Genomic DNA, 24,004 nt, shown 5'->3' with positions numbered 1-24,004 from the left:
GCTCCACCAGTACAACCACCACCGCGCCCACACCGCCCTCGCCGGACGACCACCCATCAACCGCGTCAACAACCTCGCGGGTCAGTACACCTAGCGGTAGGACACGTCGAGCCCGGTGCTCACCATCGCGGCGGACGCGGGGCCGAGCCGGAGCCACTCACCGCGGTCGAAGTCGACGCCGAGCTGCTCCGGGCACGCCCCTGCCAGGTCCACGACCCGGCCGGTCGTGGTCCGGGCCCGGATGACGAACAGGCCGGTGGAGGCCCGGCACGGCGGTCGCGCCCGGCGGGTGGAGCCGTGCGTCGCGAGCTCGGCGTCGAGCTGGGCGACCTGTGACTGCGCCAGGACCAGCCTGGTCACGGGCCGCATCCTGGGGACCCGGCCGCCCACCGGCAACGGGTGCAGGCACAGGGTCGCCAGGTCGAAACGCGTGCCGCGCGGCAGCGGCTCGGCCGGGGACGCGGCCGGCTCCAGGTCGAAGACCGGCGGGCAGGTGAGGAAGCCGTCGTCCCAGCGCGACTGGGCGCGCACGGTGTCCTGCTCCGCCTCGGCACGGTAGAAGCTGTCGAGGGCGGGCCACCCGTTGCAGCGCAGGCCCTCGTTCGCGTAGGTCGCGACGTGACCGTCGGACGACTCGACGACCACCCGGAAGGCAGGCCCCTGGGGGACGTCGCCGCAGCCTGACCCGGCATCCCGCCTCGCCAGGGAGATCATCGCGATCGCCCGCGCGTCCGTCACGGGCTGCGACGGCGGCAGGTAGCCGGTCCAGACCGAGTCGTCGTCGGTCCGGGCGCACACCACGACCGCGACGACCGGGTTGCCGGACGTCCCGAGCCCGGGCCCGGGCGGCACGGCAGGTGCGTCCTGGCGCCGCTCGCAGTCGGAGGAAGCGAGCGCCGTGCGGGACGGCACGGGAACCGGCGTGGGCGGTGAGGGTGCCCCGAGCCGGGGGGCCGCCACGGAAGCCGCCACGGCGGCGGCGCCCAACAGCGCCACGGCCGCACCGGCCCACCCGACGAGCCGTCGAGCCCTGGACGGGCGCAGGACCGGAGCCCCGCCGAGCCCGTCGACGGAGGGGGACGCCGGGGCCAGGCGGTCGAGGGCGGCGGCGAGCGCCGGGGCGTCGAGACCGGTGGCTGCCGCCAGTGAGTCGACCGCGGCCTCGCGACGGCGGCGCGCAGCCGCGACGGGCTCGTCGAGCGCCGCGGCGAGCGGGCCGTCGGCGAGCCCGTCGAACAGCGCCAGGACCACCCGTGCGCGGTCGGTCGGGGACAGTGCCAGCAGCTCCTCGAGCACCCGCCGGTCACCGGCAGGCAGGCCCTGGAGCTGCCGTCCCCCGGTCCGGTGCGGTCTCCCGCGGCCGCGCCGGTGCAGCTCCACCAGCTGACGGCGCAGCTCGACGTCGTACGAGCCCGCGCCGACCTCGGCCAGGTGCGACCACCGCGGCCAGGCCCGCGCGAGCGTCGCCCCCACGAGCCGTCGTGCGCCCTCGTCGCTGCCGGCGAGCAGCCAGGCGGTGCGGAGCAGGTCGACACCGCGGGCCTCGACGTACTCCTCGAAGCCCGGCGCGGACGCATACCGCTCCATCGCGACCACCTCGCCGCGCCCGCGCACCCCGTGGCACCCGGGCGACCTCCCCAATGTCGCACACCGTCCGGGCACCCGGCAGGGCCCGGGCGTCGGACGGGGCCCGGGCACGGCGAGGGCCCGCCCCCACCGTGGTGGGAGCGGGCCCTCGTGAACCGGGAGGCGGCTGGCTCAGTGGCCGTGGCCGTGCCCGTGACCGCCTGCGGCCTCGGGCTCCTCCTCCTTCTTCTCCACGACGAGCGTGTCGGTGGTGAGCACCATCGACGCGATCGAGGCGGCGTTGCGCAGGGCGGAGCGGGTGACCTTGACCGGGTCGATGACGCCGGCCTTGACCAGGTCGACGTACTCGCCGGTGGCGGCGTTGAGGCCGTTGCCGACCTCGAGCTCGCGCACCTTGGAGACGGCGACGTAGCCCTCCATGCCGGCGTTCTCGGCGATCCAGCGCAGCGGCTCCGCCGCGGCCTTGGCCACGATCGCGGCGCCGACCTTCTCGTCGTCGGACAGGCCCAGGCCGTCGATGACCGAGGAGGCGTGGACGAGGGCGGAGCCGCCACCGGCGACGATGCCCTCCTCGATGGCCGCGCGGGTCGCGGAGATCGCGTCCTCGATGCGGTGCTTCTTCTCCTTGAGCTCCACCTCGGTGTGGGCACCGACCTTGATGACGCAGACGCCGCCGGCGAGCTTGGCGAGGCGCTCCTGGAGCTTCTCGCGGTCCCAGTCGGAGTCGGTGCGCTCGATCTCGGCCTTGATCTGGTTGACCCGGCCGGTGACGTCGTCGGCCGAGCCGGCGCCGTCGATGATCGTGGTGGTGTCCTTGGTGACGACGACGCGGCGGGCCTGGCCCAGCACGTCGAGGTCGGCCTGGTCGAGCTTGAGGCCGACCTCCTCGGAGATGACCTGGCCACCGGTGAGGACGGCCATGTCCTGCAGCATCGCCTTGCGGCGGTCGCCGAAGCCCGGGGCCTTGACGGCCACGACGTTGAACGTGCCGCGGATCTTGTTGACCACCAGGGTCGACAGCGCCTCGCCGTCGATGTCCTCGGCGATGATCAGCAGCGGCTTGCCGCTCTTGACGACCTTCTCCAGCACCGGCAGGACGTCGGCGATCGCGGAGATCTTGCCCTGGTTGATGAGGACGTAGGCGTCCTCGATCACGGCCTCCATGCGCTCGGCGTCGGAGATGAAGTAGGGCGAGATGTAGCCCTTGTCGAACTGCATGCCCTCGGTGAACTCGAGCTCGGTCGTCGCGGTCGAGGACTCCTCGACGGTGATGACGCCGTCCTTGCCGACCTTGTCGAAGGCGTCGGCGATGGTCGACCCGATGGTCTGGTCCTGCGCGGAGAGCGCGGCGACCTGGGCGATCTCGTCCTTGCCCTCGATCTCGCGGGCGACCTTGAGCAGCTGGTCGGACACGGCCTCGACGGCCTTGTCGATACCGCGCTTGAGGCCGGACGGCGCGGCGCCGGCGGCGACGTTGCGCAGGCCCTCCTTGACCATGGCCTGCGCGAGCACGGTGGCGGTGGTGGTGCCGTCACCCGCGACGTCGTTCGTCTTGGTGGCGACCTCCTTGGCGAGCTGGGCGCCGAGGTTCTCGTACGCGTCCTCGAGCTCGACCTCACGGGCGATGGTGACACCGTCGTTCGTGATCGTGGGGGCGCCCCACTTCTTGTCGATGACGACGTTGCGGCCCTTGGGGCCGAGCGTCACCTTGACGGCGTTCGCGAGCGCGTCGACACCGCGCTCGAGCGACTTGCGAGCGGAGTCGTTGAACTCCAGCGTCTTGGCCATGAAAGTCCTTCGTTCTCAGTGAAGTTCGGCGGTATGCCGAGCTGCCGGCATACGCGGGACGGGTGCGTTGCGCACAACGCAGCACGCCCCGCGCGCGACCCCAGCGGGGCCCGCCGGGGCGTGCTGTGTGTGGTGCGTCGTCAGCCGACGACGGCGAGGACGTCGCGCGCGGAGAGGATGAGGTACTCCTCGCCGCCGTGCTTGATCTCGGTGCCGCCGTACTTGCTGTAGATCACGCGGTCGCCGACGTTGACGTCGAGCGGGACGCGGTTGCCGTGGTCGTCGATGCGACCGGGACCGATCGCGAGGACCTCGCCCTCCTGGGGCTTCTCCTTCGCGGTGTCCGGGATGACGAGGCCGGACGCGGTGGTCTGCTCGGCCTCGACGCTCTTGACGACGATGCGGTCTTCGAGCGGCTTGATGGAAACCGACACGATGGTGACCTCCCCTTCGGGAATGTCGGAGTGGACAGGTGGATGCTGTGCGTCGCAGTCGTTCGGCCGCCGTCGCGGGGGTCGGCCTGGCTCCTGCGTTAGCACTCGGCGAACCGGAGTGCCAACGGCAAATCTAGGCACCCTGTTAGCACTCGGTCAACTCGAGTGCCAACCCGTGTCGCGCCGTTCGCCGAGGGCGGACGGTGGCGCCGTTATCCGGTTGAGCAGGCCGAGTCCGCTGGGGCAGGGTTTCGCCCGTGACCGACTCCCCCGCCGCCCTGCTCGGCGCGTACGACGAGCAGCTGCGGGTCGAGGTCGCCTCGGCCGTCGCGGTCGAGCGGATCGGGCCGCTGCACTGCGCCACCTACCTCGGCGGCCGTGGCTTCATCACCTACCGCAGCCTGGACACCGGCGGTCGGCCTGCGACCGGGGAACAGGTCCGGGAGTGGGTCGAGGCGGCCCTCGCGCACTACGAGCAGGACCCGTCCGTCGTCCGGGTGGAGTGGAAGACGCGCGGCCACGACCACGCCCCCGGGCTGCACGAGGCCCTCGTCGCGCGCGGCTTCGTGCCCGACGAGCCCGAGTCGGTCATGGTCGGCGAGGCGCGGCTGCTCGCCTACGACGTGGACCTGCCGGAAGGAGTGGTCGTGCGGCAGGTCACCGACGAGGACGACGCGCGGCGGATGCTGGCGATGCAGGCCGAGGTGTTCGGCGACTCCCCCGAGCTCGCCGCCGAGATGGAGGAGCAGGTCCTCCACCGGCTCCGGACCCGCGACGACATGGAGCTGTGGGTGGCCGAGGCCGGCGGCGAGGTCGTGAGCGCCGGCCGGCTCGAGCCGGTGGAGGGCACCGAGTTCGCGGGGATCTGGGGCGGCGCCACCCGACCGGAGTGGCGGGGGCGCGGCATCTACCGGGCGCTGACGTCGGCCCGGGCGCGGTCGGCCCTGCGCCACGGCAAGCGGTACCTCAACAGCGACTCGACCGAGTTCTCGCGCCCCATCCTCGAGCAGTCCGGGCTGGTCAAGGTGACCACCACGACCCCCTACGAGTGGCGCCGAGGCCGCTGACCGTCCCTCGCGCGCGGTAGGGAACAATGCCGCGCATGGACCTGGCCCTGCTGCGACGCCTCACCACCGGCGAGGGGTGGGGCCTGCTCCAGTCGCTGCCGCCGTACGACGAGAAGGAGGCGCTCGGGCTGCAGGACCGGCTGCGCGGCGTCGGCTTCGACGCCGACCTCGTCGCGGCGGCGCTCAACCAGTCGCGGCTGCGCGCCCGCGCGGTCGACAAGTTCGGCGAGTTCGCCCAGGGCATGGTCTTCACCTCCGACGGCCTCGAGCAGGCCACCCGCCTGACCGTGGCCGCGCGGCACGCGCAGCGCTTCCGCCGGGCCGGCATCTCCACCGTCCACGACCTCGGCTGCGGCATCGGGGCGGACGCCATGGCGATGGCCGGCCTCGACCTGCGGGTCCGGGCCATCGACGCCGACGAGGTGACGGCCGCCATCGCCGCGGTCAACCTCCGGCACTGGCCCGACTCCACCGCGGTGCAGGGCCGGGTCGAGGAGTTCGTGCCGCCGGCCGGTGAGGGGGCCCGCGGGGTGGGCGCGTGGCTGGACCCGGCGCGGCGTACGCCCGGGGTCGCCGACGTGCACGGCCGCACCCGCCGGGTGTTCGGGCTCGACTCCATGACGCCGAGCTGGGAGCAGGTCCAGGAGGTCGCCCGCGCGCTGCCCGCGACCGGCGTGAAGCTCGCGCCCGCCTTCCCCCACCACGCCCTGCCGGCCGGCGCGGAGGCACAGTGGACCTCGCTCGCCGGCGAGGTGCTGGAGTGCGCCGTCTGGTTCGGTCCGCTCGCCCAGGCACCGGGTCGCACGGCGGCGCTGCTGCGCCCCGGGGCGGCCCCCGTCGTCGTGACGGAGGCCGACGCACCGGAGCACGAGCGGGCCGCCTCGCTCGCGGCGGTGGGATCCTGGCTCTACGAGCCGGACAAGGCCGTCCTGCGGGCGGGCCTCGTGGGTGCCGTCACTGCCGCCGTCGACGGGTACGAGCTCGACGAGGGCGTGGGCTACGTCAGCGCCGACCGGGCCGAGGACGTGCCGTTCGCGCGGCGGTTCGTCGTCGTCGAGGCGATGCCGTTCAACGTCAAGGCGCTGCGCGGGTGGCTGCGCGACCACGGCTTCGACCGGCTGACCGTCAAGAAGCGCGGCGTGTCCGTCGACGCCGACCTGCTCCGCCGCCAGCTGCGCCTGCCGGCCAAGGGGTCGTCCGAGGCGACCGTCGTCCTGACCCGGGTGCGCAGCAACCAGGTGGCCCTCATCGTCCGCCCCGCCTGAACTGGCTGGGCGCGAACCTGCCGCCCACCTCGTCGTCCACAGCCGGCGCCACGGGGCGCGACATGTCCACAGCGACGCGCCGTGACCTCTTTGTGACCTGGCAGGGCCTTCGGTACGGTGACCGCTGGTCCCCCCGCCACCGAGGAACTGACCCCATGCCCGACCAGCCCACCCGTTCCGGCCGCCACCGCGCGCCTGCCGCGCCCCGGCCCCTGCCGCGGCCGCTGCTCCTCGCGCTCCTGCGCCCGACCCGCGCCGGGCTGCTCAAGACCACCGGTGTCCTGGTCGCCGCGGTCGGTGCCCTGAGCGCGTGGTCCGGTCCCATGACGGCGGCCCCCGTCTTCGAGCTGGCCGACGCCCCGCGCCCGGTCGCGGCCACCACGGTCTGGGCTCCCGACACCGCCCTGACCGCGCCGCAGACCTACGGCCACATCGGCTTCGAGGCCACGCCCCGTCGCGGCACCGTCGCCGCCCCCGCCGGGGCGGCGTCGGCCGACCGCACGGACACCGCCGCCTCCCGCGGCATCCGGCGCACCGGCCTGCGCCCGGAGCTGGGGCTGACCCAGCACGGCCTCATCGTCCTCAACGCGATCCGCGACCACTTCCCCCAGATCCACGACTACGGCGGCTTCCGGGCCGGCGACATGGACCACGGCACCGGCAACGCCGTCGACACGATGGTCGGCTCGAAGGCGCAGGGCGACGCGGTCGCGGCCTACGTCATGGCGCAGGCCGCCGAGCTCAACGTGAAGTACGTCATCTGGTACCAGCGGATCTGGTACCCCAGCAGCGGCACGTGGAAGCTGATGTCCGACCGCGGGAGCCCCACGGCCAACCACCTGGACCACGTCCACGTCTCGGTGAACTGACCTTCGCTCCCTAGAGCCCCGGGTCAGGCTGGGCGCCGAGCCTGCGCACCGCGTCGGCACCGGCCGCGGAGGCCCGCTCCACCGCCTCGACCCGGTCGCTCCCGTCCGCGAGCGCGGCGGCCAGGGCGCCGCAGAAGGCGTCCCCGGCGCCCGTGGTGTCCACCACCTCGGCCGCGGGGACGGCACGGCCCTCGTGCCTCGCGCCGTCCCACGAGCAGCCGGCCGCGCCGAACGTCACGAGCAGGGAGCCGGGAAGCACGTCGCCGTCGGCGAGCAGCATCGCCTCGTGCTCGTTGACCACGAGCGGGTCTGCGAGCGCGGCCACGTCGTGCGGCAGGGCGGCATACGGCGCGGCGTTGACGACCACGCGCACACCGCGGGCACGGGCCGCCCGCGCGGTCGCCGCCACGACGTCGAGCGGCACCTCGAGCTGCAGCAGCAGGACGTCGCCGGCCCCCCACCCGTCGAGGTCCGGCGCCGTGGCGCGTGCGTTGGCGCCGGGGACGACGACGATCGCGTTCTCGCCGTCGCCGTCCACCGTGATCCAGGCCTGGCCCGTCGCCACACCGGGCACCACCCGCACCCGGGTCACGTCCACGCCGCGGGCCCGGAGGCGGTCGAGGTATGCCGTTCCGTCGCCGTCGTCACCGACCGCACCGGCCATCGCCACCTCGGCGCCCGCCCCGGCCGCCGCCACCGCCTGGTTGCCGCCCTTGCCCCCGGCGAACCGGCGCAGGTCCGGGTCGGCGAGCACCGTCTCCCCCGGGCGCGGGTGCCGCTCGACGGACGCGACGAGGTCGACGTTGAGTGAGCCGAGGACGAGGACGCGACCCATCAGGCCAGTCCGCCGGTGACCGTGTCGAACCAGAGGGACGCGTAGCGCCGGCCGTCGACCTCGAGGCAGACGTCGATCGTGGACCGCGCGCGACCGTGGGGGTCGTGGGTGAGGTCGCCGCTCCAGTCGCGGCGGTCGACGATCGTGCGGCCGCGCGACCAGGTGCCGGCCAGCTCGACGCGCACGGGGAGGGTGGCGCGCGTGACGCCCGCCGGCTCGATGACCGCACACACGGCGCCGGCGTCGCCGATCGTCGCGGAGTCCGCCCCGAACCGGTCGCACTGGAAGGCGATGAGCCGCGCCGCGAGGTCGGCGCCGTCGCCGGCGCCCGCGTCGAGCAGCGGCTGGACGGCTGCCCGGGAGACACGGGGCTCGTAGAACACGTCCAGGCCGTACATCGTGGCGGCGATGCCGAGGTCGGCGCAGGCGTCGAGGACGATCGCGGCGGCCTCGGGGTCGTGGAAGACGTTGAACTCGGCGGAGGCGGTCGCGTTCCCCTCGGCGGCGGCGCCACCCATGAACACGATCTCGCGCAGGCCCGCTGCGACCTGCGGGTAGGTCCGCAGCAGCAGCGCGACGTTCGTCAGGGGCGCCAGCGGCACGAGCGTCACCCGCTCGGCCGGGTCCGCCGTCGCGGCGGCCGCGAGGAGCACGTCGCGCAACAGCTCGACGGCATGGCGGGGGTCCGGCACGCGCGTGGACCGGGGCCAGCCGAGGTCGCCCAGGCCGTCGCGACCGTGCACGTGCCGCGCGTCGACGGGGTCCTCGAGCAGCGGCAGCGCCGCCCCGGCCGCGACCGGGACGTCCTGCCGGCCGACGACGTCGAGCACGGTGAACGTGTTCGTCACGACCATGTCGAGCGGGGCGTTGCCACCGACGCAGGTGACGGCCCGCAGGTCGAGGGCGGGGTGCTGGGCGGCGAGCAGCAGCGCGCACGCGTCGTCCACGCCCGTGTCCACGTCGAGCACGACCGGCAGAGCCATGCCGCGATCCTGCCAGAGCAGCTCCCGGCGGCACCGGTTCGGTGGGCGCGGTTCCGGGATAGGTTCGTGTGATGACCCCGCCGCGCGGTCCGCGCCCGGTCCTCGGCTCCTGCGCCGCGGCCCTGGTGATGGCACTGGTCGCGGCCTGCACCAGCGGTACGGGCGGCGACTCGGGCACCACGACGACCTCGAGCGTCCCGTCGACCCCCAGCTCCCCGACCACGGGCACCACCCCCACCGCCACGGCCACCCCCACCACGGTCACGCCGACCCGTCCGTCACCGCCGCGCTCCTCCACGACGACGACCGTGGCCCTGTCGTGCGGCACCCGCCTCGCGGCCCGGCTCACCCCCGCCCAGCGGGCCGGCCAGCTGCTCCTGGTCGGGCTCCGGCCGACCGGCAGCTCGCAGGCGCTCGCCGCCCAGGTGCGTGGCCAGGGGCTCGGCGGGGTCATCTACCTCGGGGGCTGGACCTCCGGCTCGGCGAGCGTGCGAGCGGTCTCCGAGCGCCTCCAGGCGTCGGCCGGGGGCCACCTGCTCGTCGCCGCCGACCAGGAGGGCGGGCAGGTGCAGCAGCTGCGCGGCCCGGGCTTCACCCGCATCCCGTCCGCCCGCACGCAGGCCACCACCTCACCGGCGACCGAGCAGCGCAACGTGACGACCTGGTCGCGCGAGCTGCTGCGCGCCGGCGTCAACGTCGACCTCGCTCCCGTCGCTGACACCGTCCCGACCTCGCTCGGCGCGGCGAACCAGCCGATCGGGCGCTACCGCAGGGACTTCGCCCCCGGCTCGCCCACCACCAACGCGACGTATGCCGCGGCCTTCGTCCGCGGCTCCCTCGCGGCCGGGGTCGCCCCCACGGCCAAGCACTTCCCGGGCCTGGGGCGCATCACCGGCAACACCGACGTCACCGCTGTCGGCACGACCGACTTCACGACCGACCGCGACGACCCCTACCTCGCCCCCTTCCGGGCCTCGATCGCGGCCGGGGCACGGCTGGTCATGGTCTCCTCGGCGCGCTACCCGCGGATCGACGGCGACAACCGGGCGATGTTCTCCAGGGCGGTGGTCACCGGGCTGCTGCGGGGAGAGCTGGGGTACCACGGCGTCGTCATCACCGACGACGTCGGTGCCGCCCAGGCCGTCGCGGCGATCCCCGTCGGCGAGCGCGCGACCCGCTTCATCGCCGCCGGTGGCGACATCGTCCTGACCGCCGAGGCCGGCCAGGCGTCGACGATGCTGGCCGCCATCGCCGCGAAGCGGAAGGCGAGCCCCGCGTTCGCCGCACAGGTCGACGCGGCCGCGGCGCGCGTGCTCGACCTCAAGGCCGACCTCAAGCTCGTCAGCTGCGACTGACCCGCGGCCGCTCGCCGCGAGTGTCCCCCGGTCGCTAGGACTGGACCTCGGTCACCGGCATCGAGGAGTCGGCCGGCAGGGCGAGGTCGGACGGCGTGCGGCCCTTGAGCACCATCTGGGCGCCGAGCGAGGCGACCATGGCGCCGTTGTCGGTGCACAGGCCCGGCCGCGGCACGCGCAGGGCGATGCCCGCCTCGTCGCACCGCTCCTGCGCCATCGCCCGCAGGCGCGAGTTGGCGGCCACGCCGCCCCCGATCTGCAGGTTCTCGACGCCGTGCTCCTTGCAGGCGGCGACGGCCTTGCGGGTGAGCACGTCCGTGACGGCCTCCTGGAACGACGCCGCGACGTCCGCCACCGGCACCGGCTCCCCGGCGGCCTCGCGGGCCTGCACCCAGCGGGCGACGGCCGTCTTGAGCCCCGAGAAGGAGAAGTCGAACCGGTGGCGCTCGAGGTCCCGGCCCGTGGTCAGGCCCCGGGGGAAGTCGATCGCGACCCGGTCGCCCTCGCGGGCCGCGCGGTCGATGTGCGGGCCGCCCGGGAACGGCAGGCCCAGGACACGGGCCACCTTGTCGAAGGCCTCGCCGGCCGCGTCGTCGATCGTCGACCCCAGCGAGGTGATCTCGGCGGTGACGTCGGGGACGAGCAGCAGCGAGGAGTGGCCGCCCGAGACGAGCATCGCGAGGGTCGGCTCCGGCAGCGGGCCGTGCTCGACGATGTCGACCGCGACGTGCGACGCCAGGTGGTTGACACCGTAGAGCGGCTTGCCGAGAGCCACCGCGAGCGACTTGGCGGCGGCGACGCCGACCATGAGCGCGCCCGCGAGCCCCGGACCGGAGGTGACCGCGACCGCGTCGAGGTCGGCCAGGCGGACGCCCGCGTCGCGGGTCGCGCGCTCGATGGTCGGGATCATCGCCTCGAGGTGGGCGCGGCTGGCGACCTCGGGCACGACCCCTCCGAAGCGCGCGTGCTCGTCGACGCTGCTGGCGATCGCGTCCACGAGCAGGGTCTCCCCCCGGACGATGCCGACACCGGTCTCGTCGCAGGACGTCTCGATGCCGAGCACCAGCGGCTGGTCGGCGCTCATGCCGACACCTCCGGGGTGAGGACGCGGCGCATCACGAGGGCGTCCACGTCACCGGGCTGGTAGTAGCGGCGTCGCACCGTGAGCACCTCGAATCCGTTGCTGTCGTACAGCTTCCTGGCCGGCTCGTTGTCCGCCCTGACCTCGAGCATGAGGTGCTCGGCGGAGTCGGCCCGCGCCCGCGCGACGAGCTCCGCCAGCACCGCGCCCCCGAGCCCGCGGCCCTGCGCCTCGGGCGCCACGGCCATGGTCATCACGTCGGCGACCTCGCCGCCGAGGTCGAGGCCGCCGTAGGCGACCACGGCGCCCGTGGCGTCCTCCTCGACGACGTAGGACCGGCGCGGCCGCCCGGCCAGCTCGGACCACCAGGTGGCCTGCGACCAGGCGTCGTCGGGGAACAGCCGCTGCTCGAGGGCGTCGAGCGCGGGGATGTCGGTCCAGCGCACGTCCCTCACCGCTGCGCCCGCTCCGCGGTCGTCAGGGCGTCGGGGCGGCGCAGGTACAGCGGCTCGACGGGCATCGGCTCGCCGGCCGCGACGCGGGCGGCGGCCGCCTCGGCCAGCACGGCCGCATCGATGTCGAGGACGTCCACCGCGTGGGGGAACAGGTCGGGGTAGAGCAGCGGTCCGCGCCCTGCGGTGGGCAGGGCGCGCAGGTCCTCCGGAAGGTCGGCCGGGCGGTCGACGTGCGGCTCGGTGAGCCGGCGCACACCGGCCGGCTCCACGGCATACCGGGCCGTGTAGACCTCCTTGCGGCGGGCGTCGGTGGCGACGAGCAGCTCGTCGCCCTGGACGAGGCCGCGCGCCTGCGCGGCGAGGACGTCGAGGCTGCACACCCCGTGGACGGGTATGCCGCGGGCGTGCCCGAACACCAGGCCCGTCACGATGCCGACGCGCAACCCCGTGAAGGGGCCGGGCCCGGTGCCCACCACCACGTCGGTGACGTCCGCGGGGGTGCAGCCGGCCTCGGCCAGGCAGCGCTCGACCAGCGGGGTGACGTGCTCGGTGTGTCCACGGGCGTCGAGGACCGTGGCGACGGAACGGGTCCCGTCGTCGTCGCGCAGGGCGACGGTGATCGCCGAGGTCGACGTGTCGATCGCGAGCAGCAGCATCAGGCCTCCTGCGCCAGGGTCGCGAGCGCCTCGGTGTCCCAGTGGGACCCGTGCGCGTCGAGCCGCACGGTACGGGTGTCCTCGCCGGTCAGGACCAGCTCGAGCCGGTCGTCCGCGAGGTCCTCGGCCAGGCCGTGGCCCCACTCGACGACGGTCACGGAGTCCTCCAGGGAGGCGTCGAGGTCGAGGTCGTCGAGCTCGGCGAACCCGCCGAGCCGGTACGCGTCGACGTGCACGAGGGCCGGCCCGCCCACCAGCGAGGGGTGGACCCGGGCGATCACGAAGGTGGGCGACGTGATCGGGCCGCGCACCCCGAGCCCCTGGGCCAGCCCATGGGTGAGGGTGGTCTTGCCGGCACCGAGCTCCCCGGTCAGGACGACGAGGTCGCCGGCGCGCAGCAGGCGGCCGAGGCGCTCGCCCCAGGCACGGGTGTCCTCGGCTGCGACGAGGGGTGGGCTGGTGACCGACCAGGCCTGCCGGCTGACGGCGGACGACGGCTCAGGCACGACGGGACCTCCGGCGCGGTGCGGGCGTCCGTCGGGCGTCGGCGACCCTTCGCTTCTTGGCCAGGTCGGTGAGCGTCCGCCGGACGCGGGGCTTGCCCTCGACGGGGACGCCGGCCCGGGCCGCGCGCATGCCCCGCTCGATGAGGGAGAGGAACTGCTCGTCGAGCACCTCGGGGTGCTCGAGCATGATGATGTGCCCGGCCTCCTCGACCACGACGTGCTCGGCGCCCGGCACGAGGCGCACGATCGCCTCCGAGTGGGCCGGGGGCGTCAGCAGGTCCTGGGCGCCGTTGAGCACGAGCGTCTCGATGCCGTGGAACTGGGCGAGGGCCTTGCGCTTGTCGTGGACGTCGATCGAGGGCAGGAAGTCCGCCATCACCTGCAGCGGCGTACCCATGATCATGTCCGCGGTGTAGCGCACCGTCTCGGGCGAGACCGGGGAGGCGAAGCTGTACCGCTCCACGATGAGGTCCTCGACGTCGCGGCCGAGGCGGCGCGCGGTGTCGACGAGTCCCTGGCGCGTCCCGAGGCGGGACAGCAGGCGTGGGCCGAGCCGGCCGAGGACGCGACCGACGAACTGGCCGAAGCCCAGCGTCAGCATGTTCTCGCCCCCGGCGCTGGTCGCCACGAACGCTGCGGCGACGACGCGCTCGCGCACCACCTCGGGGAACTGCTCGGCCATCGACATCACCGTCATGCCGCCCATCGAGTGGCCGATGAGCACCAGGGGGCCGTCGGGGACCATCTCCTGCACGACCCGGTGCAGGTCACGGCCGAGCTGGTCGATCGTGCAGGACTCCGCCGGGGCGAGCGCGGACCGGCCGTGGCTGCGCTGGTCCCAGAGCACCACACGGTAGCCCGCCTCGACGAGGGCGCGCCGCTGCAGCACCCAGCTGCGCAGGCTCAGCGTGTAGCCGTGCGAGAAGACGACGGTGGGCTTGTCGGGCGAGGCGGCGGCGGGGTTGCCGTCGTCGACCTCGACGTGCAGGCTCACGCCGTCGTCGGCGAGGATCTGCATCTCCCGGTCGGCGGTGTGCGTGTACGTGCCGTGGGGCGACAGCACGGACAGCCGCGCCTGCCGCTCCCCGCGCACCTGCCGCGCGGCCACCCCCGCGGCCGTGGCGACGCCGGCCGCGGCCAGGCCGACGCCGAGCCCGACGAGCCCGCGGTTGGCGGGGCTCACAGGTCCTCACCCCCGACGTGGACGCGCGGCACGCGGGCCCCGACCCGGGTCACGACCTCGTAGTTGATGGTCCCGGCGGCGACGGCCCAGTCCTGGGCGGTCGGCTCGCCCGAGGCGCCGACGCCGAGGAGCACGGCCTCGTCGCCCGCCTGGGCAGCGCTGTCGGCGCCGAGGTCGAGCACGAACTGGTCCATGCAGACCCGGCCGGCCACGGCATACCGGCGCCCGCCCACCTGCACCGGTCCGCGGCTGGATGCGTGGCGCGGGATGCCGTCGGCGTAGCCCATCGGCACCAGGCCGAGGCGCGTCTGCTCGCTCGTCGTGTAGGTGTGGCCGTAGGAGATGCCCTGGCCCGCCGGGCAGTCCTTGACCAGCGCGAGCCGGGCCACGAGCCGCATGGCCTCGCGCAGCCCGAAGTCCTCGGGCGCGCCGAGGTCGGGCACCGGCGACAGGCCGTAGACCGAGACGCCGGGGCGCACGAGGTCGTAGTGCGCGGACGGGTTGGTGAGCGTGGCCGCCGAGTTGGCGAGGTGGCGCACGTGGGGGCGTATGCCGGCCTGCTCGAACTGGGTGAGCAGCCCCTCGAAGCGCTCCTGCTGGGCGCGCACGGTCGGGTGCTGCGGCGCGTCGGCGTAGGCGAAGTGGGAGAAGACGCCGACGACCTCGACCGCGCCGTCGGCCTGGGCCCGCGCGACGTCGGCGATGAGCGCGTCGAGGTCGGCGTCCCACGCGCCGTTGCGGCCCAGGCCGGTGTCCACCTTCACGTGGATGCGGGCCGTACGGCCGGTGGCGGTCGCTGCGTCGAGCGCCTGCTGCAGGGACCACTGGGCCGCGATGCCGAGGTCGATGCCCAGGGCGACCGCCTCGGTGAAGTCCTGCCCCGGCACGTGCAGCCACGACAGCACGGGGACCTCGATGCCCGCCTGGCGCAGCTCGACGGCCTCCGGCAGCTGGGCGACGCCGAGCCACGTGGCGCCCCCGCGCACGGCCGCCCGGGCAGCGGGCACCAGCCCGTGCCCGTACGCGTCGGCCTTCACGACGGCCATGACCTCGGCCGAGCCGGCGCGCTCGCGCAGAGCGGTGACGTTGGCGCTGATCGCCCCCAGGTCGACCTGCGCGCACGCGGGAAGCCCCGGCGGGGCCGGGGCGGGAGGGGTGCTGGAGGTGGTGTCGCTCATCGGGATCCAGTCTTCCATGCCACCGGCGAGCGCTCACGGCGACCGGGCATGCTGGGCGGGTGACGCCGCCCACCGATGGCCCGGGGCCTCCGGGCGACCCGGACCTTTCCGGCGCCCCGGGCATGCCCCGCGGTGTGGACGGCTCTCCGGGTGCGGACGGCTCCGGCGGGGCGGACCGCTCCGACGACCGCTCCGACGAGCGGGCGGCGCGGCGGGCCCGGTGGGCGGTCTCGGCGATGTTCGCCACGAACGGCGCGCTCTTCGCCGGGGTCGTGCCCCGCTACCCCGACATCACGGGCGCCCTGCACCTGTCGAGCGCGGCCTTCGGCACGGCGGTCGCGGGCTACGGGGTGGGCGCGGTCGTGGCGGGGCCGTTCGCCGCGTCGCTGGTGCGCCGGTTCGGCTCCGCGCGGTTCGCCGTCGCCACGACCCTGGGGGTCGCGGCCAACCTGCTGCTCATCGGCGCCGCGCCCACGTGGGCCCTGCTGGCCACGGCGCTGGCGCTGGCCGGCGCCCTGGACTCGCTCACCGACATCGCCGAGAACGCCCAGGGCCTGCGGGTCGAGCGCAGCCTGCGGCGGTCGGTGCTCGGGTCGATGCACGCCATGTGGAGCGTCGGCGCCGTGGCGGGCGGCGCGCTGGGCAGCGCCGCGGCGGGGCTCGGGGTCCCCGTGGTCCTCCACCTGGGTGTGGTCGGGGCGGTGGCCGCCCTCGTCGCGCTGCTCGCCGGCCGGTCGATGCTCCCGGGCCACGAGGCCCTGCCGCAGGACGAGCCCGGCGCGACGGCGCCCCCTCACCGCGGCCACCACGTCCGGCGCGCCGGCCTGCTCCTCGCCCTGGCGGCCGTGGCGTCGATGGGCCAGCTCATGGAGGACGTCACGGCCACCTGGAGCGCCCTCTACCTGCGCGAGTCGCTCGGAGCCGCCGCGGCGGTCGGCGGCCTCGGGTTCGTGGCGCTGCAGGTCACCCAGACGGGCGGCCGGCTCGTGGGCGACCGCCTGGTCACCTCCCACGGCGACCGGCTCGTCGCACGGCTGGGCGTCGTCCTCGCCGGCACCGCGATGACCGTGGCGCTGCTCGTGCCGAGCCCTGCGTCGGTCATCGCGGCCTTTGCGGTCGTGGGGCTCGGCATCGGCACCCTGATCCCGGCCGGGTTGCGGGCGGCGGACGCCGTGCCGGGTCTGCGCGCAGGGTCCGGGCTGACCGTCGTGGGGATGGGGCTGCGCGTGACGCTGCTGCTGTCACCGCTCGGGACGGGGCTGCTGGCGCAGGCGCGCGGGCTGCCGGCGGTCCTGTGGGTGCTGCCGGCGGCGGCCGTCGTCGTGCTCCTGCTCTCCCCCAGCCTCCCGTCGCGCAGGGCCGGCTGACGCGTCAGCCCGCGGACGCGCCGACCACCGGTGGCCGGTGGCGCGGGCGCCGCTCAGCGACGGAGCAGGGCAGCGACCGTCCCCGGGACGGCATGTGCGACGGCGAGCGCACGCACGGGCCCACCGGGGTTCGCACGGTCGGCGGCGACCCCGTGGACGAGCGCGGCGAGGCTCCCCGCGTCGACGGGCTCGAGGCCCGAGGCAAGCAGGGTCCCCGCGATCCCGGCGAGGACGTCCCCGGCTCCGGCCGTCGCGAGCCACGGCGGTGCGTCGCGCTGCGAGCGCACCGGCATGCCGGAGTCGCTGGGCGGCACCACCAGCGTCGTGGCGCCCTTGAGCAGGACCGTCGCGCCCGTCGTGTCGGCGGCCCGGCGGGCGTGCCCGAGCGGGTCGGCGCTGACCTGCTCGCGGGTCACGTCGCCGTCCTCGAGCCGGGACAGCAGCCGGGCGAGCTCACCCGCGTGCGGCGTCAGCAGGGTGGGGGCGTCGCGTCGACCCGTGATGAGGTCGAGCCCACCGGCGTCGACGAGGACCGGCAGGTCCGAGGCGAGGGCGGCCCGCGCCGTGTCGAGCTGGGCCTTGCTCCCCTGGGCCCGCGACGCCGTGTCGAGACCCGGCCCGACCACCCAGGCCTGCACCATGCCCTCGCCGAGCACCGCCTCCGGGACGGCCGCCCGGACCTGCGCGCTCGGCGTCGGCGTGCCGACGTAGCGCACCATCCCGACGCCCGCCTCGACCGCCGCCGTGCAGCACAGCACGGGCGCCCCCGTGTAGTTCTCGCCGCCCGCCACGACGCCGAGCACGCCGCGGGAGTACTTGTCGGCGGACGCCCCCGGGACCGGCCACAGGTCCCGCACGTCGTCGAAGTCGAGCCGCTCCACGTCCGCCGCACCCTCGAGCGAGAGCCCGATGTCGACGAGCGTGAGGGCTCCGACGGCCGGCTCGGTGGCCGGCAGCAGGTGCACGGGCTTGGCGACGCCGAACGTCACCGTCTCGTCCGCGAAGACCCCCGTGTCCGAGGCGGAGCGACCGGCCGGGTCGTGCCCCGAGGGCAGGTCCACCGCGACGACGTATGCCGTGTCCGGCACCGCCTCGACCCAGGCGCCGGCCGCGTCGGGCAGGCCGGGACGCCCGCCGATCCCGAGCACGCCGTCGAGCACGAGGTCTGCGTCGTCCAGCACGGCCACCTGGTCCCCGCCCGGCTCGAGCACCCGCACGCCGGCCTGGACCGCCGCGGCCCGGCCGGCCTCGTGCACCGGCCAGTCGCCCACGAGGGCCGCGCACTCCAGGCCCTCGCCCGCGAGGTGGGCCAGGGCCCAGAAGGCGTCACCGCCGTTGTTGCCGGGGCCGACGAGGCCCACGACCCGACGGCCGTCGCGCTCCCGGACCCGGGCCAGGCAGACCTCGGCCAGGCCGAGCGCGGCCCGGCCCATGAGCTCGCCGTCCTCCAGCGTCGCCATCAGCGACTCCTCGGCACTGCGGACGCGGTCCGCGGCATACGCCCTCAACATGCTCAGCCCTCCGCGATCACGACGGCCGACGCGATCCCCGCGTCGTGGGACAGCGACACGTGCAGCGCGTGCACGCCCAGCGCCTCGGCGCGGGCCGCGACGGTGCCGGACACCACGAGGTGCGGGCGGCCGTCGTCGCCCCGGCGGACGGTGGCGTCGTGCCACTCCAGCCCGACCGGCGCGCCGAGCGCCTTGGCCAGCGCCTCCTTGGCCGCGAAGCGGGCGGCCAGGGAGTTCAGCGGCAGCGAGCACTCCTCCTGGGTGAAGAGGCGGTCGCGCAGCGCCGGGGTGCGCTCGAGCGTCGCCCCGAAGCGCTCCACGTCGACGACGTCGATCCCGACGCCGACGATCACGAGGGCCCCCGCCGACGGTGGTCGCCGGGTCGCGCCCCGAGGTCCGGGAGGACGGCGCTCGCGGCCACGGTCACTCGACCGTGACGCTCTTCGCGAGGTTCCGGGGCTGGTCGACGTCGAGGCCCTTGGCCGTCGACAGGTGCAGGGCGAAGACCTGCAGCGGCACGACGGTCAGCAGCGGCGCGAGCAGCGGCGACGTCTGCGGCACCCGGATCACCTCGTCGGCGAACGGCACGACGTCCTCGTCGCCCTCCTCGGCGATGACGAGGGTGCGGGCGCCGCGGGCGCGGATCTCCTGGATGTTGGAGACGACCTTCTTGTGCAGCTCGTGCGGCGTGCCCGGGCCGGGGACGACGATGAACACCGGTTGGCCGGCGTCGATGAGCGCGATCGGGCCGTGCTTGAGCTCACCGGCGGCGAAGCCCTCGGCGTGGATGTAGGCGAGCTCCTTGAGCTTGAGCGCGCCCTCCATCGCCACCGGGTAGCCGACGTTGCGGCCGAGGAACAGGACCGAGCGGGTGTCGGCCATGAACCGCGCGATCTCCTTGACGCGGTCCATGCGCCCCAGCAGCTCCTCGAGCTTGGCCGGGACCTCGTGCAGCTCCTTCATCACGGCCTGCGCGTCGTCGGCGAACGTGCCGCCGCGCAGCTGGGCGAGGTAGAGGCCGAGCACGTAGCAGGCGGTGATCTGGGCGAGGAACGCCTTGGTGGACGCGACGGCGATCTCGGGCCCGGCGTGGGTGTAGAGCACCGCGTCGGACTCGCGCGGGATGGTCGAGCCGTGGGTGTTGCAGATGCTCAGGGTGAGCGCCCCCAGCTCGCGGGCGTGCTTGACGGCCATGAGCGTGTCCATGGTCTCGCCGGACTGGCTGATCGAGACGACGAGGGTGCGCTCGCTGGCGATCGGGTCGGAGTAGCGGAACTCGTGGGCGAGGGACACCTCGACCGGGATCCGGGTCCAGTGCTCGATGGCGTACTTGGCGACCATGCCGGCGTAGGCGGCGGTGCCGCACGCGACGATGGTGATGCGGTCGACCGCGCGGAGCTGGTCCTCGGTGATCGACATGTCGTCGAGGACGAGCCGGCCGTCGGAGTCGGTGCGCCCGAGGAGGGTGTCGCCGACGGCGTGCGGCTGCTCGTTGATCTCCTTCTCCATGAACGTCGCGTAGCCGCCCTTCTCGGCGGCGGCGGCGTCCCACGTGACCTCGTAGTGCTTGCCTTCGGCGGGGCTGCCGTCGAAGTTCGTCACCTCGTAGGAGTCGGGCGTGATCGTGACGATCTGGTCCTGGCCGAGCTCGAGGGCGTTGCGGGTGTGGCCGATGAAGGCCGCGACGTCCGACCCGAGGAAGTTCTCGCCCTCGCCGAGCCCCACGACGAGCGGGCTGTTGCGGCGGGCGCCGACGACGACGCCGGGGCTGTCGGCGTGGACGGCGAGGAGCGTGAACGCGCCCTCGAGCCGGTTGACGACACCGCGCATCGCCGCGGTGAGATCACCGGTCTTCGCGTACTCGCGCGCGACGAGGTGGGCCGCGACCTCGGTGTCGGTCTCGCTGTCGAAGGTCACGCCGTCGCGCTGGAGCTCGCCCTTGAGGGAGTGGAAGTTCTCGATGATGCCGTTGTGGATGAGCGCGAGCTTGCCGTCGTCGCCGCCACGGTGCGGGTGGGCGTTCTGGTCGGTGGGGCCACCGTGGGTGGCCCAGCGGGTGTGGCCGATGCCGGTGGTCGCGCCGGGGAGCTCGTCGGCGTCGAGCGCGCCCTGGAGGTTGACGAGCTTGCCTGCGCGCTTCTCGGTGGCGACGCCGCCCTCGGTCACGAGCGCGACGCCCGCCGAGTCGTAGCCGCGGTACTCGAGCCGCGCCAGCCCCTCCATGACGACGTCGAGCGCCTTGCCGTCGGCGTTCGGACCGACGTATCCCACGATTCCGCACATGGGAAGCAGCGTAACGGCCGCCCGGTCTGCCGCACGCCACCGGCACCGTGGGCCACAATGGCGCGCGTGACCCACCCCCCAGGCGGCACCTCCACCCTCCCCTCCCCCTACGTGGAGCTCGACCGGAAGGCGTGGGCGCGGCTGCGCGAGAACCAGCCGCTGAGCCTGACCGCGTCCGACGTCGCGCGCCTGCGCGGGCTCGGGGACCGGATCGACCTCGTCGAGGTCGAGGAGGTGTACCTGCCGCTGTCCCGCCTGCTCAACTTCTACGTCGGCGCCGTGGCCGGCCTGCACCGGATCACGTCCGACTTCCTCGGGGAGCGGCCGGCGCGCACGCCGTTCATCATCGGCGTCGCCGGGTCGGTGGCCGTGGGCAAGTCGACCACCGCCCGCCTGCTCAAGGAGCTGCTGTCGCGCTGGCCGGGCACCCCGGAGGTCGAGCTCGTGACCACCGACGGGTTCCTCTACCCCAACGCCGAGCTGGAGCGCCGGAACCTGTTGCAGCGCAAGGGCTTCCCCGAGTCGTACGACCGGCGGGCGCTGCTGCGCTTCGTGGCGGAGGTCAAGGCGGGGCGGGCCGAGGTGACAGCGCCGGTGTACTCGCACCTGACGTACGACATCGTCCCCGACGAGCAGGTCGTGGTGCGGCAGCCCGACGTGCTCATCGTCGAGGGGCTCAACGTCCTGCAGGCGCCGCGGATGCACGAGGACGGCCGCTCGGGCCTGGCCGTCAGCGACTTCTTCGACTTCTCGGTCTACGTCGACGCCCACCTCGAGGACATCCGCGAGTGGTACGTCGACCGCTTCCTGCGGCTGCGCGAGACCGCCTTCGCCGACCCCGACTCCTACTTCCACCGGTATGCCGCGCTCTCCGACGACGAGGCGCGCGCGACGGCGCTGCGGATCTGGACCGGGATCAACGAGGTCAACCTGCGCGAGAACGTCCTGCCCACCCGCAGCCGCGCCACCCTGGTGCTGGCCAAGGGCCGCGACCACGGCGTGCGCCGGGTCCGCCTGCGCAAGCTCTGACGGCGCCGACGGCCTTCCCGGCGCCCGTGCACTGGAGTGCCGGGACGCACATGATGGGGGTATGCCGAGTGCTCCCGACAGCGCCCAGACCGCACCCGCCGACGGCGACCAGCCGCGCACCCGCACCGAGCACGACTCGATGGGGGACGTCGAGGTCCCGGCCGACGCCCTGTGGGGGGCGCAGACCGCCCGGGCGGTCGAGAACTTCCCGATCTCCGGCCAGCCCGTCCCCGCCGGGGTGGTCCACGCCCTGGCCCGGCTCAAGGCGGCCGCGGCCGAGGTGAACGCCGAGCTCGGCGTGCTGGACGAGCCCCGGGCTCGCGCGATCGCCGCCGCGGCCCGCGAGGTGGCGGCCGGCGAGCACGACGACCAGTTCCCCGTCGACGTGTTCCAGACCGGCTCGGGCACCTCGACCAACATGAACGTCAACGAGGTCGTCGCCCGGCTCGCGCACCTTGCCACCGGCCTCGACGTCCACCCGAACGACCACGTCAACGCCGGGCAGTCGAGCAACGACACGTTCCCCAGCGCGCTGCGGATCGCGGCCACCCTGGCCGCCACCCAGGACCTCGCCCCCGCCCTGCTCCACCTGGCGACCGCCCTGCGCCGCAAGGAGTCGGAGTTCGCCGACGTCGTCAAGGCCGGGCGGACCCACCTCATGGACGCCGTGCCGGTCACCCTCGGCCAGGAGTTCGGCGGCTATGCCCGCCAAGTCGAGCTCGGTGCCGAGCGCGTGCTCGTCGCCGCCCAGGCCACGGCCGAGCTCCCCCTCGGCGGGACGGCTGCCGGCACCGGCCTCAACGCCGCACCGGGCTTCGCCGCGGCCGTCATCGAGCGGGTCGGCGCCGACACCGGGACCGCGTTCCGTGAGGCCGCCGACCACTTCGAGGCGCAGTCGGCCCAGGACGCGGTCGTCGAGCTCAGCGGCGCCATGCGGGTCGTGGCCGTGAGCCTCACCAAGATCTGCAACGACCTGCGCTGGATGTCCTCGGGCCCGCGCAGCGGCCTGGGGGAGATCCACCTGCCGGACCTCCAGCCGGGATCGAGCATCATGCCCGGCAAGGTGAACCCGGTCCTGCCCGAGGCGACCCTCATGGTCTGTGCCCAGGTGATCGGCCACGACACGACGGCCACCATCGCCGGGGCGTCGGGCGCGTTCGAGCTCAACGTCATGCTGCCGCTGCTCGCCCGGACCGTGCTCGAGTCGGCCTCGCTGCTCGCCGCGGCCGCGCGGGTGCTCGCCGACCGCTGCGTCGACGGCATCACGGCCGACCGGGACCGTGCCCGCGAGCTGGCCGAGGGGTCGCCGTCGATCGTGACGCCGCTCAACCGCTTCATCGGCTACGAGGCGGCCGCGGCCGTCGCCAAGCAGTCGATCGCCGAGCGGCGGCCGATCCGCGACATCGTCGTCGAGCGCGGGCACGTCGAGCGCGGCGAGCTCACCGAGCAGCAGCTCGACGAGGCCCTGGACGTCCTGCGCATGGCCCGCCCGCCCCGCTGACCCCTCGGCACACCGCCGCCGGACGCGACGAGGGCCGCCCCCGGTGGGTGCGGCCCTCGTCGAGGTTCGGGTGGTGGATCAGTACCAGTGCGGGCTGCGGCTCTGCCAGGCGCTCCACGCGCCGCAGGGGGTGCCGTAGGAGGACTTGATGTACTGCAGCCCCCACTTGATCTGGGTGACCGGGTTGGTCTGCCAGTCGTCGGCCACGGAGGCCATCTTCGAGCCCGGGAGGGACTGCGGGATGCCGTAGGCGCCGGAGGAGGAGTTCGAGGCCGTCCAACGCCAGCCCGACTCGCCCATCCAGAGGTTGTCCAGGCAGCTCCACTGCCCGTCACCGAAGCCGTAGTCGCCCATCAGCGCGCGGGCAGCGGCCCGCGGGTCGCTCTGGGCGTTGGCCAGCAGCGCCTGCTTCGCGGCCTCGAGCGCCTGGCGCGCCTTGTCACGGGCGACCTGCTCGTCGCGGTCGCGGCGCGCCTTCTCTGCCGCCGCCTGGGCGGCCAGGGCCGCGACGCGGTCCTTCTCCTGGGCGGCGGCGATGCTGGTGTTGGTCTCGTTGCGGTCCGCAGCGAGGCGCGCGGTGTCCTCGATCTGGTTGTCGGACTGCTCGTTGGCCTGCTCGATCGCCTCGCTGCTCACGGTGAACGCAGCGGCACCGGTCTGTCGACCGTCGGTCGCCTGGTAGCCCGCCGCGGTGGTCGCGACGACCGCCAGCAGCAGGCTCGAGGTCACTGCGGGGCGACGGACGGCCCGGACGAGACCGGAGGATCGGGAGGCTGACCTGCCTTGGCGCGACACGGTGCGGTGCCGCCCCTGGTAGGGCTGACTCATGAACGAATTCCTCCAAGAAGCCACGGGGGGATGGCCTCGTCGATGCCGGGGGGACATGCCGCCCGACCGACGCGGGGGCCTGGCGTTATGAAACCGAGACTTTAACCGAAGTTTGCCGAGGAACTCCAACCGCCCCCACGTTTATGGGACGGATGTGACCAATGAGGCGAAGAACTCACCCCTTTGGCCGAGGCACTCCCGGGGCGAAGGTGCTGCACGCAAGGGTGGCGCGCCGCTCGGGAG

Annotated in this window: 22 protein-coding genes; 7 read left to right on the top strand and 15 right to left on the bottom strand. The window is 74.5% G+C overall.

Translation table 11 applies throughout. The annotated features are described in order from the left end of the window. Positions 1-90: 90 nt before the first annotated feature. The 3 genes from ACFUC1_RS14110 to groES form a co-directional block, all read right to left on the bottom strand. The gene (locus tag ACFUC1_RS14110; protein WP_379120796.1) at positions 91-1,587 is read right to left on the bottom strand and encodes a hypothetical protein; all 1,497 of its coding nucleotides are present in this window, start codon (positions 1,585-1,587) and stop codon (positions 91-93) included. Positions 1,588-1,758: 171 nt separating this feature from the next. Beyond that, complete coding sequence (gene groL, locus ACFUC1_RS14105) at positions 1,759-3,375, bottom strand: chaperonin GroEL (RefSeq protein ID WP_379120794.1); 1,617 nt, start codon at positions 3,373-3,375, stop codon at positions 1,759-1,761. Between the two features lie 140 nt (positions 3,376-3,515). Beyond that, a complete protein-coding gene (gene groES / locus ACFUC1_RS14100; RefSeq protein WP_316006241.1) occupies positions 3,516-3,809 on the bottom strand; it encodes a co-chaperone GroES in 294 nt (97 codons plus the stop codon). Positions 3,810-4,066: 257 nt separating this feature from the next. On the opposite strand from groES, the gene ACFUC1_RS14095 reads away from it, so the two are divergent. The 3 genes from ACFUC1_RS14095 to ACFUC1_RS14085 all read left to right on the top strand — a co-directional run bounded on the left by ACFUC1_RS14095 (position 4,067) and on the right by ACFUC1_RS14085 (position 7,010). After that, the gene (locus ACFUC1_RS14095) at positions 4,067-4,876 is read left to right on the top strand and encodes a GNAT family N-acetyltransferase (protein WP_379120792.1); all 810 of its coding nucleotides are present in this window, start codon (positions 4,067-4,069) and stop codon (positions 4,874-4,876) included. A gap of 35 nt (positions 4,877-4,911) precedes the next feature. After that, positions 4,912-6,141 carry a class I SAM-dependent methyltransferase gene (locus ACFUC1_RS14090; RefSeq protein ID WP_379120790.1) on the top strand — a complete coding sequence of 410 codons (1,230 nt, stop codon included), beginning with the start codon at positions 4,912-4,914 and terminating at the stop codon, positions 6,139-6,141. A gap of 155 nt (positions 6,142-6,296) precedes the next feature. Further along, entirely contained in the window at positions 6,297-7,010 is a 714-nt protein-coding gene (locus ACFUC1_RS14085; RefSeq protein WP_379120788.1) for a hypothetical protein, read from the top strand. 10 nt (positions 7,011-7,020) lie between these two features. Here ACFUC1_RS14085 and ACFUC1_RS14080 read toward each other — a convergent pair whose 3' ends face one another. Beyond that, positions 7,021-7,845 carry a PfkB family carbohydrate kinase gene (locus ACFUC1_RS14080; protein WP_379120786.1) on the bottom strand — a complete coding sequence of 275 codons (825 nt, stop codon included), beginning with the start codon at positions 7,843-7,845 and terminating at the stop codon, positions 7,021-7,023. Then, positions 7,845-8,828 (bottom strand): nucleoside hydrolase, encoded by a 984-nt coding sequence (locus tag ACFUC1_RS14075; RefSeq protein ID WP_379120784.1) that lies wholly within the window; start codon positions 8,826-8,828, stop codon positions 7,845-7,847. Before ACFUC1_RS14075 ends, ACFUC1_RS14080 begins: the two co-directional genes overlap by 1 nt. Before the next feature lie 71 nt (positions 8,829-8,899). Between ACFUC1_RS14075 and ACFUC1_RS14070 the strand changes: the two genes are divergently transcribed. Then, a complete protein-coding gene (locus ACFUC1_RS14070) occupies positions 8,900-10,183 on the top strand; it encodes a glycoside hydrolase family 3 N-terminal domain-containing protein (RefSeq protein WP_379120782.1) in 1,284 nt (427 codons plus the stop codon). A gap of 34 nt (positions 10,184-10,217) precedes the next feature. Here the strand turns inward: ACFUC1_RS14070 and tsaD are convergent, their stop codons facing one another. Genes tsaD through alr form a run of 6 tightly spaced genes read right to left on the bottom strand, consistent with a single transcriptional unit; the run spans position 10,218 to position 15,242 of the window. Continuing rightward, a complete protein-coding gene (gene tsaD / locus ACFUC1_RS14065; RefSeq protein WP_379120780.1) occupies positions 10,218-11,267 on the bottom strand; it encodes a tRNA (adenosine(37)-N6)-threonylcarbamoyltransferase complex transferase subunit TsaD in 1,050 nt (349 codons plus the stop codon). Then, entirely contained in the window at positions 11,264-11,719 is a 456-nt protein-coding gene (gene rimI, locus ACFUC1_RS14060) for a ribosomal protein S18-alanine N-acetyltransferase (protein ID WP_379120778.1), read from the bottom strand. The genes tsaD and rimI overlap by 4 nt, the downstream gene beginning before the upstream one ends. Next, a complete protein-coding gene (gene tsaB / locus ACFUC1_RS14055) occupies positions 11,716-12,375 on the bottom strand; it encodes a tRNA (adenosine(37)-N6)-threonylcarbamoyltransferase complex dimerization subunit type 1 TsaB (protein ID WP_379120776.1) in 660 nt (219 codons plus the stop codon). The genes rimI and tsaB overlap by 4 nt, the downstream gene beginning before the upstream one ends. Next, entirely contained in the window at positions 12,375-12,881 is a 507-nt protein-coding gene (tsaE, locus tag ACFUC1_RS14050) for a tRNA (adenosine(37)-N6)-threonylcarbamoyltransferase complex ATPase subunit type 1 TsaE (RefSeq protein ID WP_379120773.1), read from the bottom strand. The genes tsaB and tsaE overlap by 1 nt, the downstream gene beginning before the upstream one ends. Beyond that, positions 12,874-14,064 (bottom strand): alpha/beta fold hydrolase, encoded by a 1,191-nt coding sequence (locus ACFUC1_RS14045; RefSeq protein WP_379120771.1) that lies wholly within the window; start codon positions 14,062-14,064, stop codon positions 12,874-12,876. The genes tsaE and ACFUC1_RS14045 overlap by 8 nt, the downstream gene beginning before the upstream one ends. After that, positions 14,061-15,242 (bottom strand): alanine racemase, encoded by a 1,182-nt coding sequence (gene alr, locus ACFUC1_RS14040; protein ID WP_379120769.1) that lies wholly within the window; start codon positions 15,240-15,242, stop codon positions 14,061-14,063. The genes ACFUC1_RS14045 and alr overlap by 4 nt, the downstream gene beginning before the upstream one ends. Positions 15,243-15,364: 122 nt before the next feature. Here alr and ACFUC1_RS14035 point away from each other — a divergent pair, with 122 nt between their 5' ends. Beyond that, on the top strand, positions 15,365-16,609 hold the full coding sequence (locus tag ACFUC1_RS14035; RefSeq protein ID WP_379120767.1) for an MFS transporter: 1,245 nt from the start codon (positions 15,365-15,367) through the stop codon (positions 16,607-16,609). Between the two features lie 53 nt (positions 16,610-16,662). On the opposite strand, the gene ACFUC1_RS14030 is transcribed toward ACFUC1_RS14035, so the two are convergent. From ACFUC1_RS14030 to glmS, 3 genes are all read right to left on the bottom strand, one after another. Beyond that, positions 16,663-18,069 (bottom strand): bifunctional ADP-dependent NAD(P)H-hydrate dehydratase/NAD(P)H-hydrate epimerase, encoded by a 1,407-nt coding sequence (locus ACFUC1_RS14030; protein ID WP_379120765.1) that lies wholly within the window; start codon positions 18,067-18,069, stop codon positions 16,663-16,665. A 53-nt stretch (positions 18,070-18,122) separates the two neighbouring features. Then, on the bottom strand, positions 18,123-18,473 hold the full coding sequence (locus ACFUC1_RS14025; protein ID WP_379120763.1) for a holo-ACP synthase: 351 nt from the start codon (positions 18,471-18,473) through the stop codon (positions 18,123-18,125). A gap of 70 nt (positions 18,474-18,543) precedes the next feature. Next, the gene (gene glmS, locus ACFUC1_RS14020) at positions 18,544-20,403 is read right to left on the bottom strand and encodes a glutamine--fructose-6-phosphate transaminase (isomerizing) (protein ID WP_379120761.1); all 1,860 of its coding nucleotides are present in this window, start codon (positions 20,401-20,403) and stop codon (positions 18,544-18,546) included. Positions 20,404-20,460: 57 nt separating this feature from the next. Here glmS and coaA point away from each other — a divergent pair, with 57 nt between their 5' ends. Next, positions 20,461-21,432, top strand: a complete 972-nt coding sequence (gene coaA, locus ACFUC1_RS14015; protein WP_379120758.1) for a type I pantothenate kinase — start codon at positions 20,461-20,463, stop codon at positions 21,430-21,432. A 61-nt stretch (positions 21,433-21,493) separates the two neighbouring features. After that, positions 21,494-22,933 carry a class II fumarate hydratase gene (locus ACFUC1_RS14010; RefSeq protein WP_379120756.1) on the top strand — a complete coding sequence of 480 codons (1,440 nt, stop codon included), beginning with the start codon at positions 21,494-21,496 and terminating at the stop codon, positions 22,931-22,933. Positions 22,934-23,011: 78 nt separating this feature from the next. On the opposite strand, the gene ACFUC1_RS14005 is transcribed toward ACFUC1_RS14010, so the two are convergent. Next, entirely contained in the window at positions 23,012-23,761 is a 750-nt protein-coding gene (locus ACFUC1_RS14005; RefSeq protein WP_379120754.1) for a hypothetical protein, read from the bottom strand. Positions 23,762-24,004 lie beyond the last annotated feature (243 nt).

Source organism: Pedococcus sp. NPDC057267 (assembly GCF_042668795.1).
Classification (GTDB): Bacteria; Actinomycetota; Actinomycetes; order Actinomycetales; family Dermatophilaceae; genus Pedococcus.
Note: the sequence above shows the minus strand (reverse complement) of the source record. Positions and strands in the feature narration are given on the sequence as shown.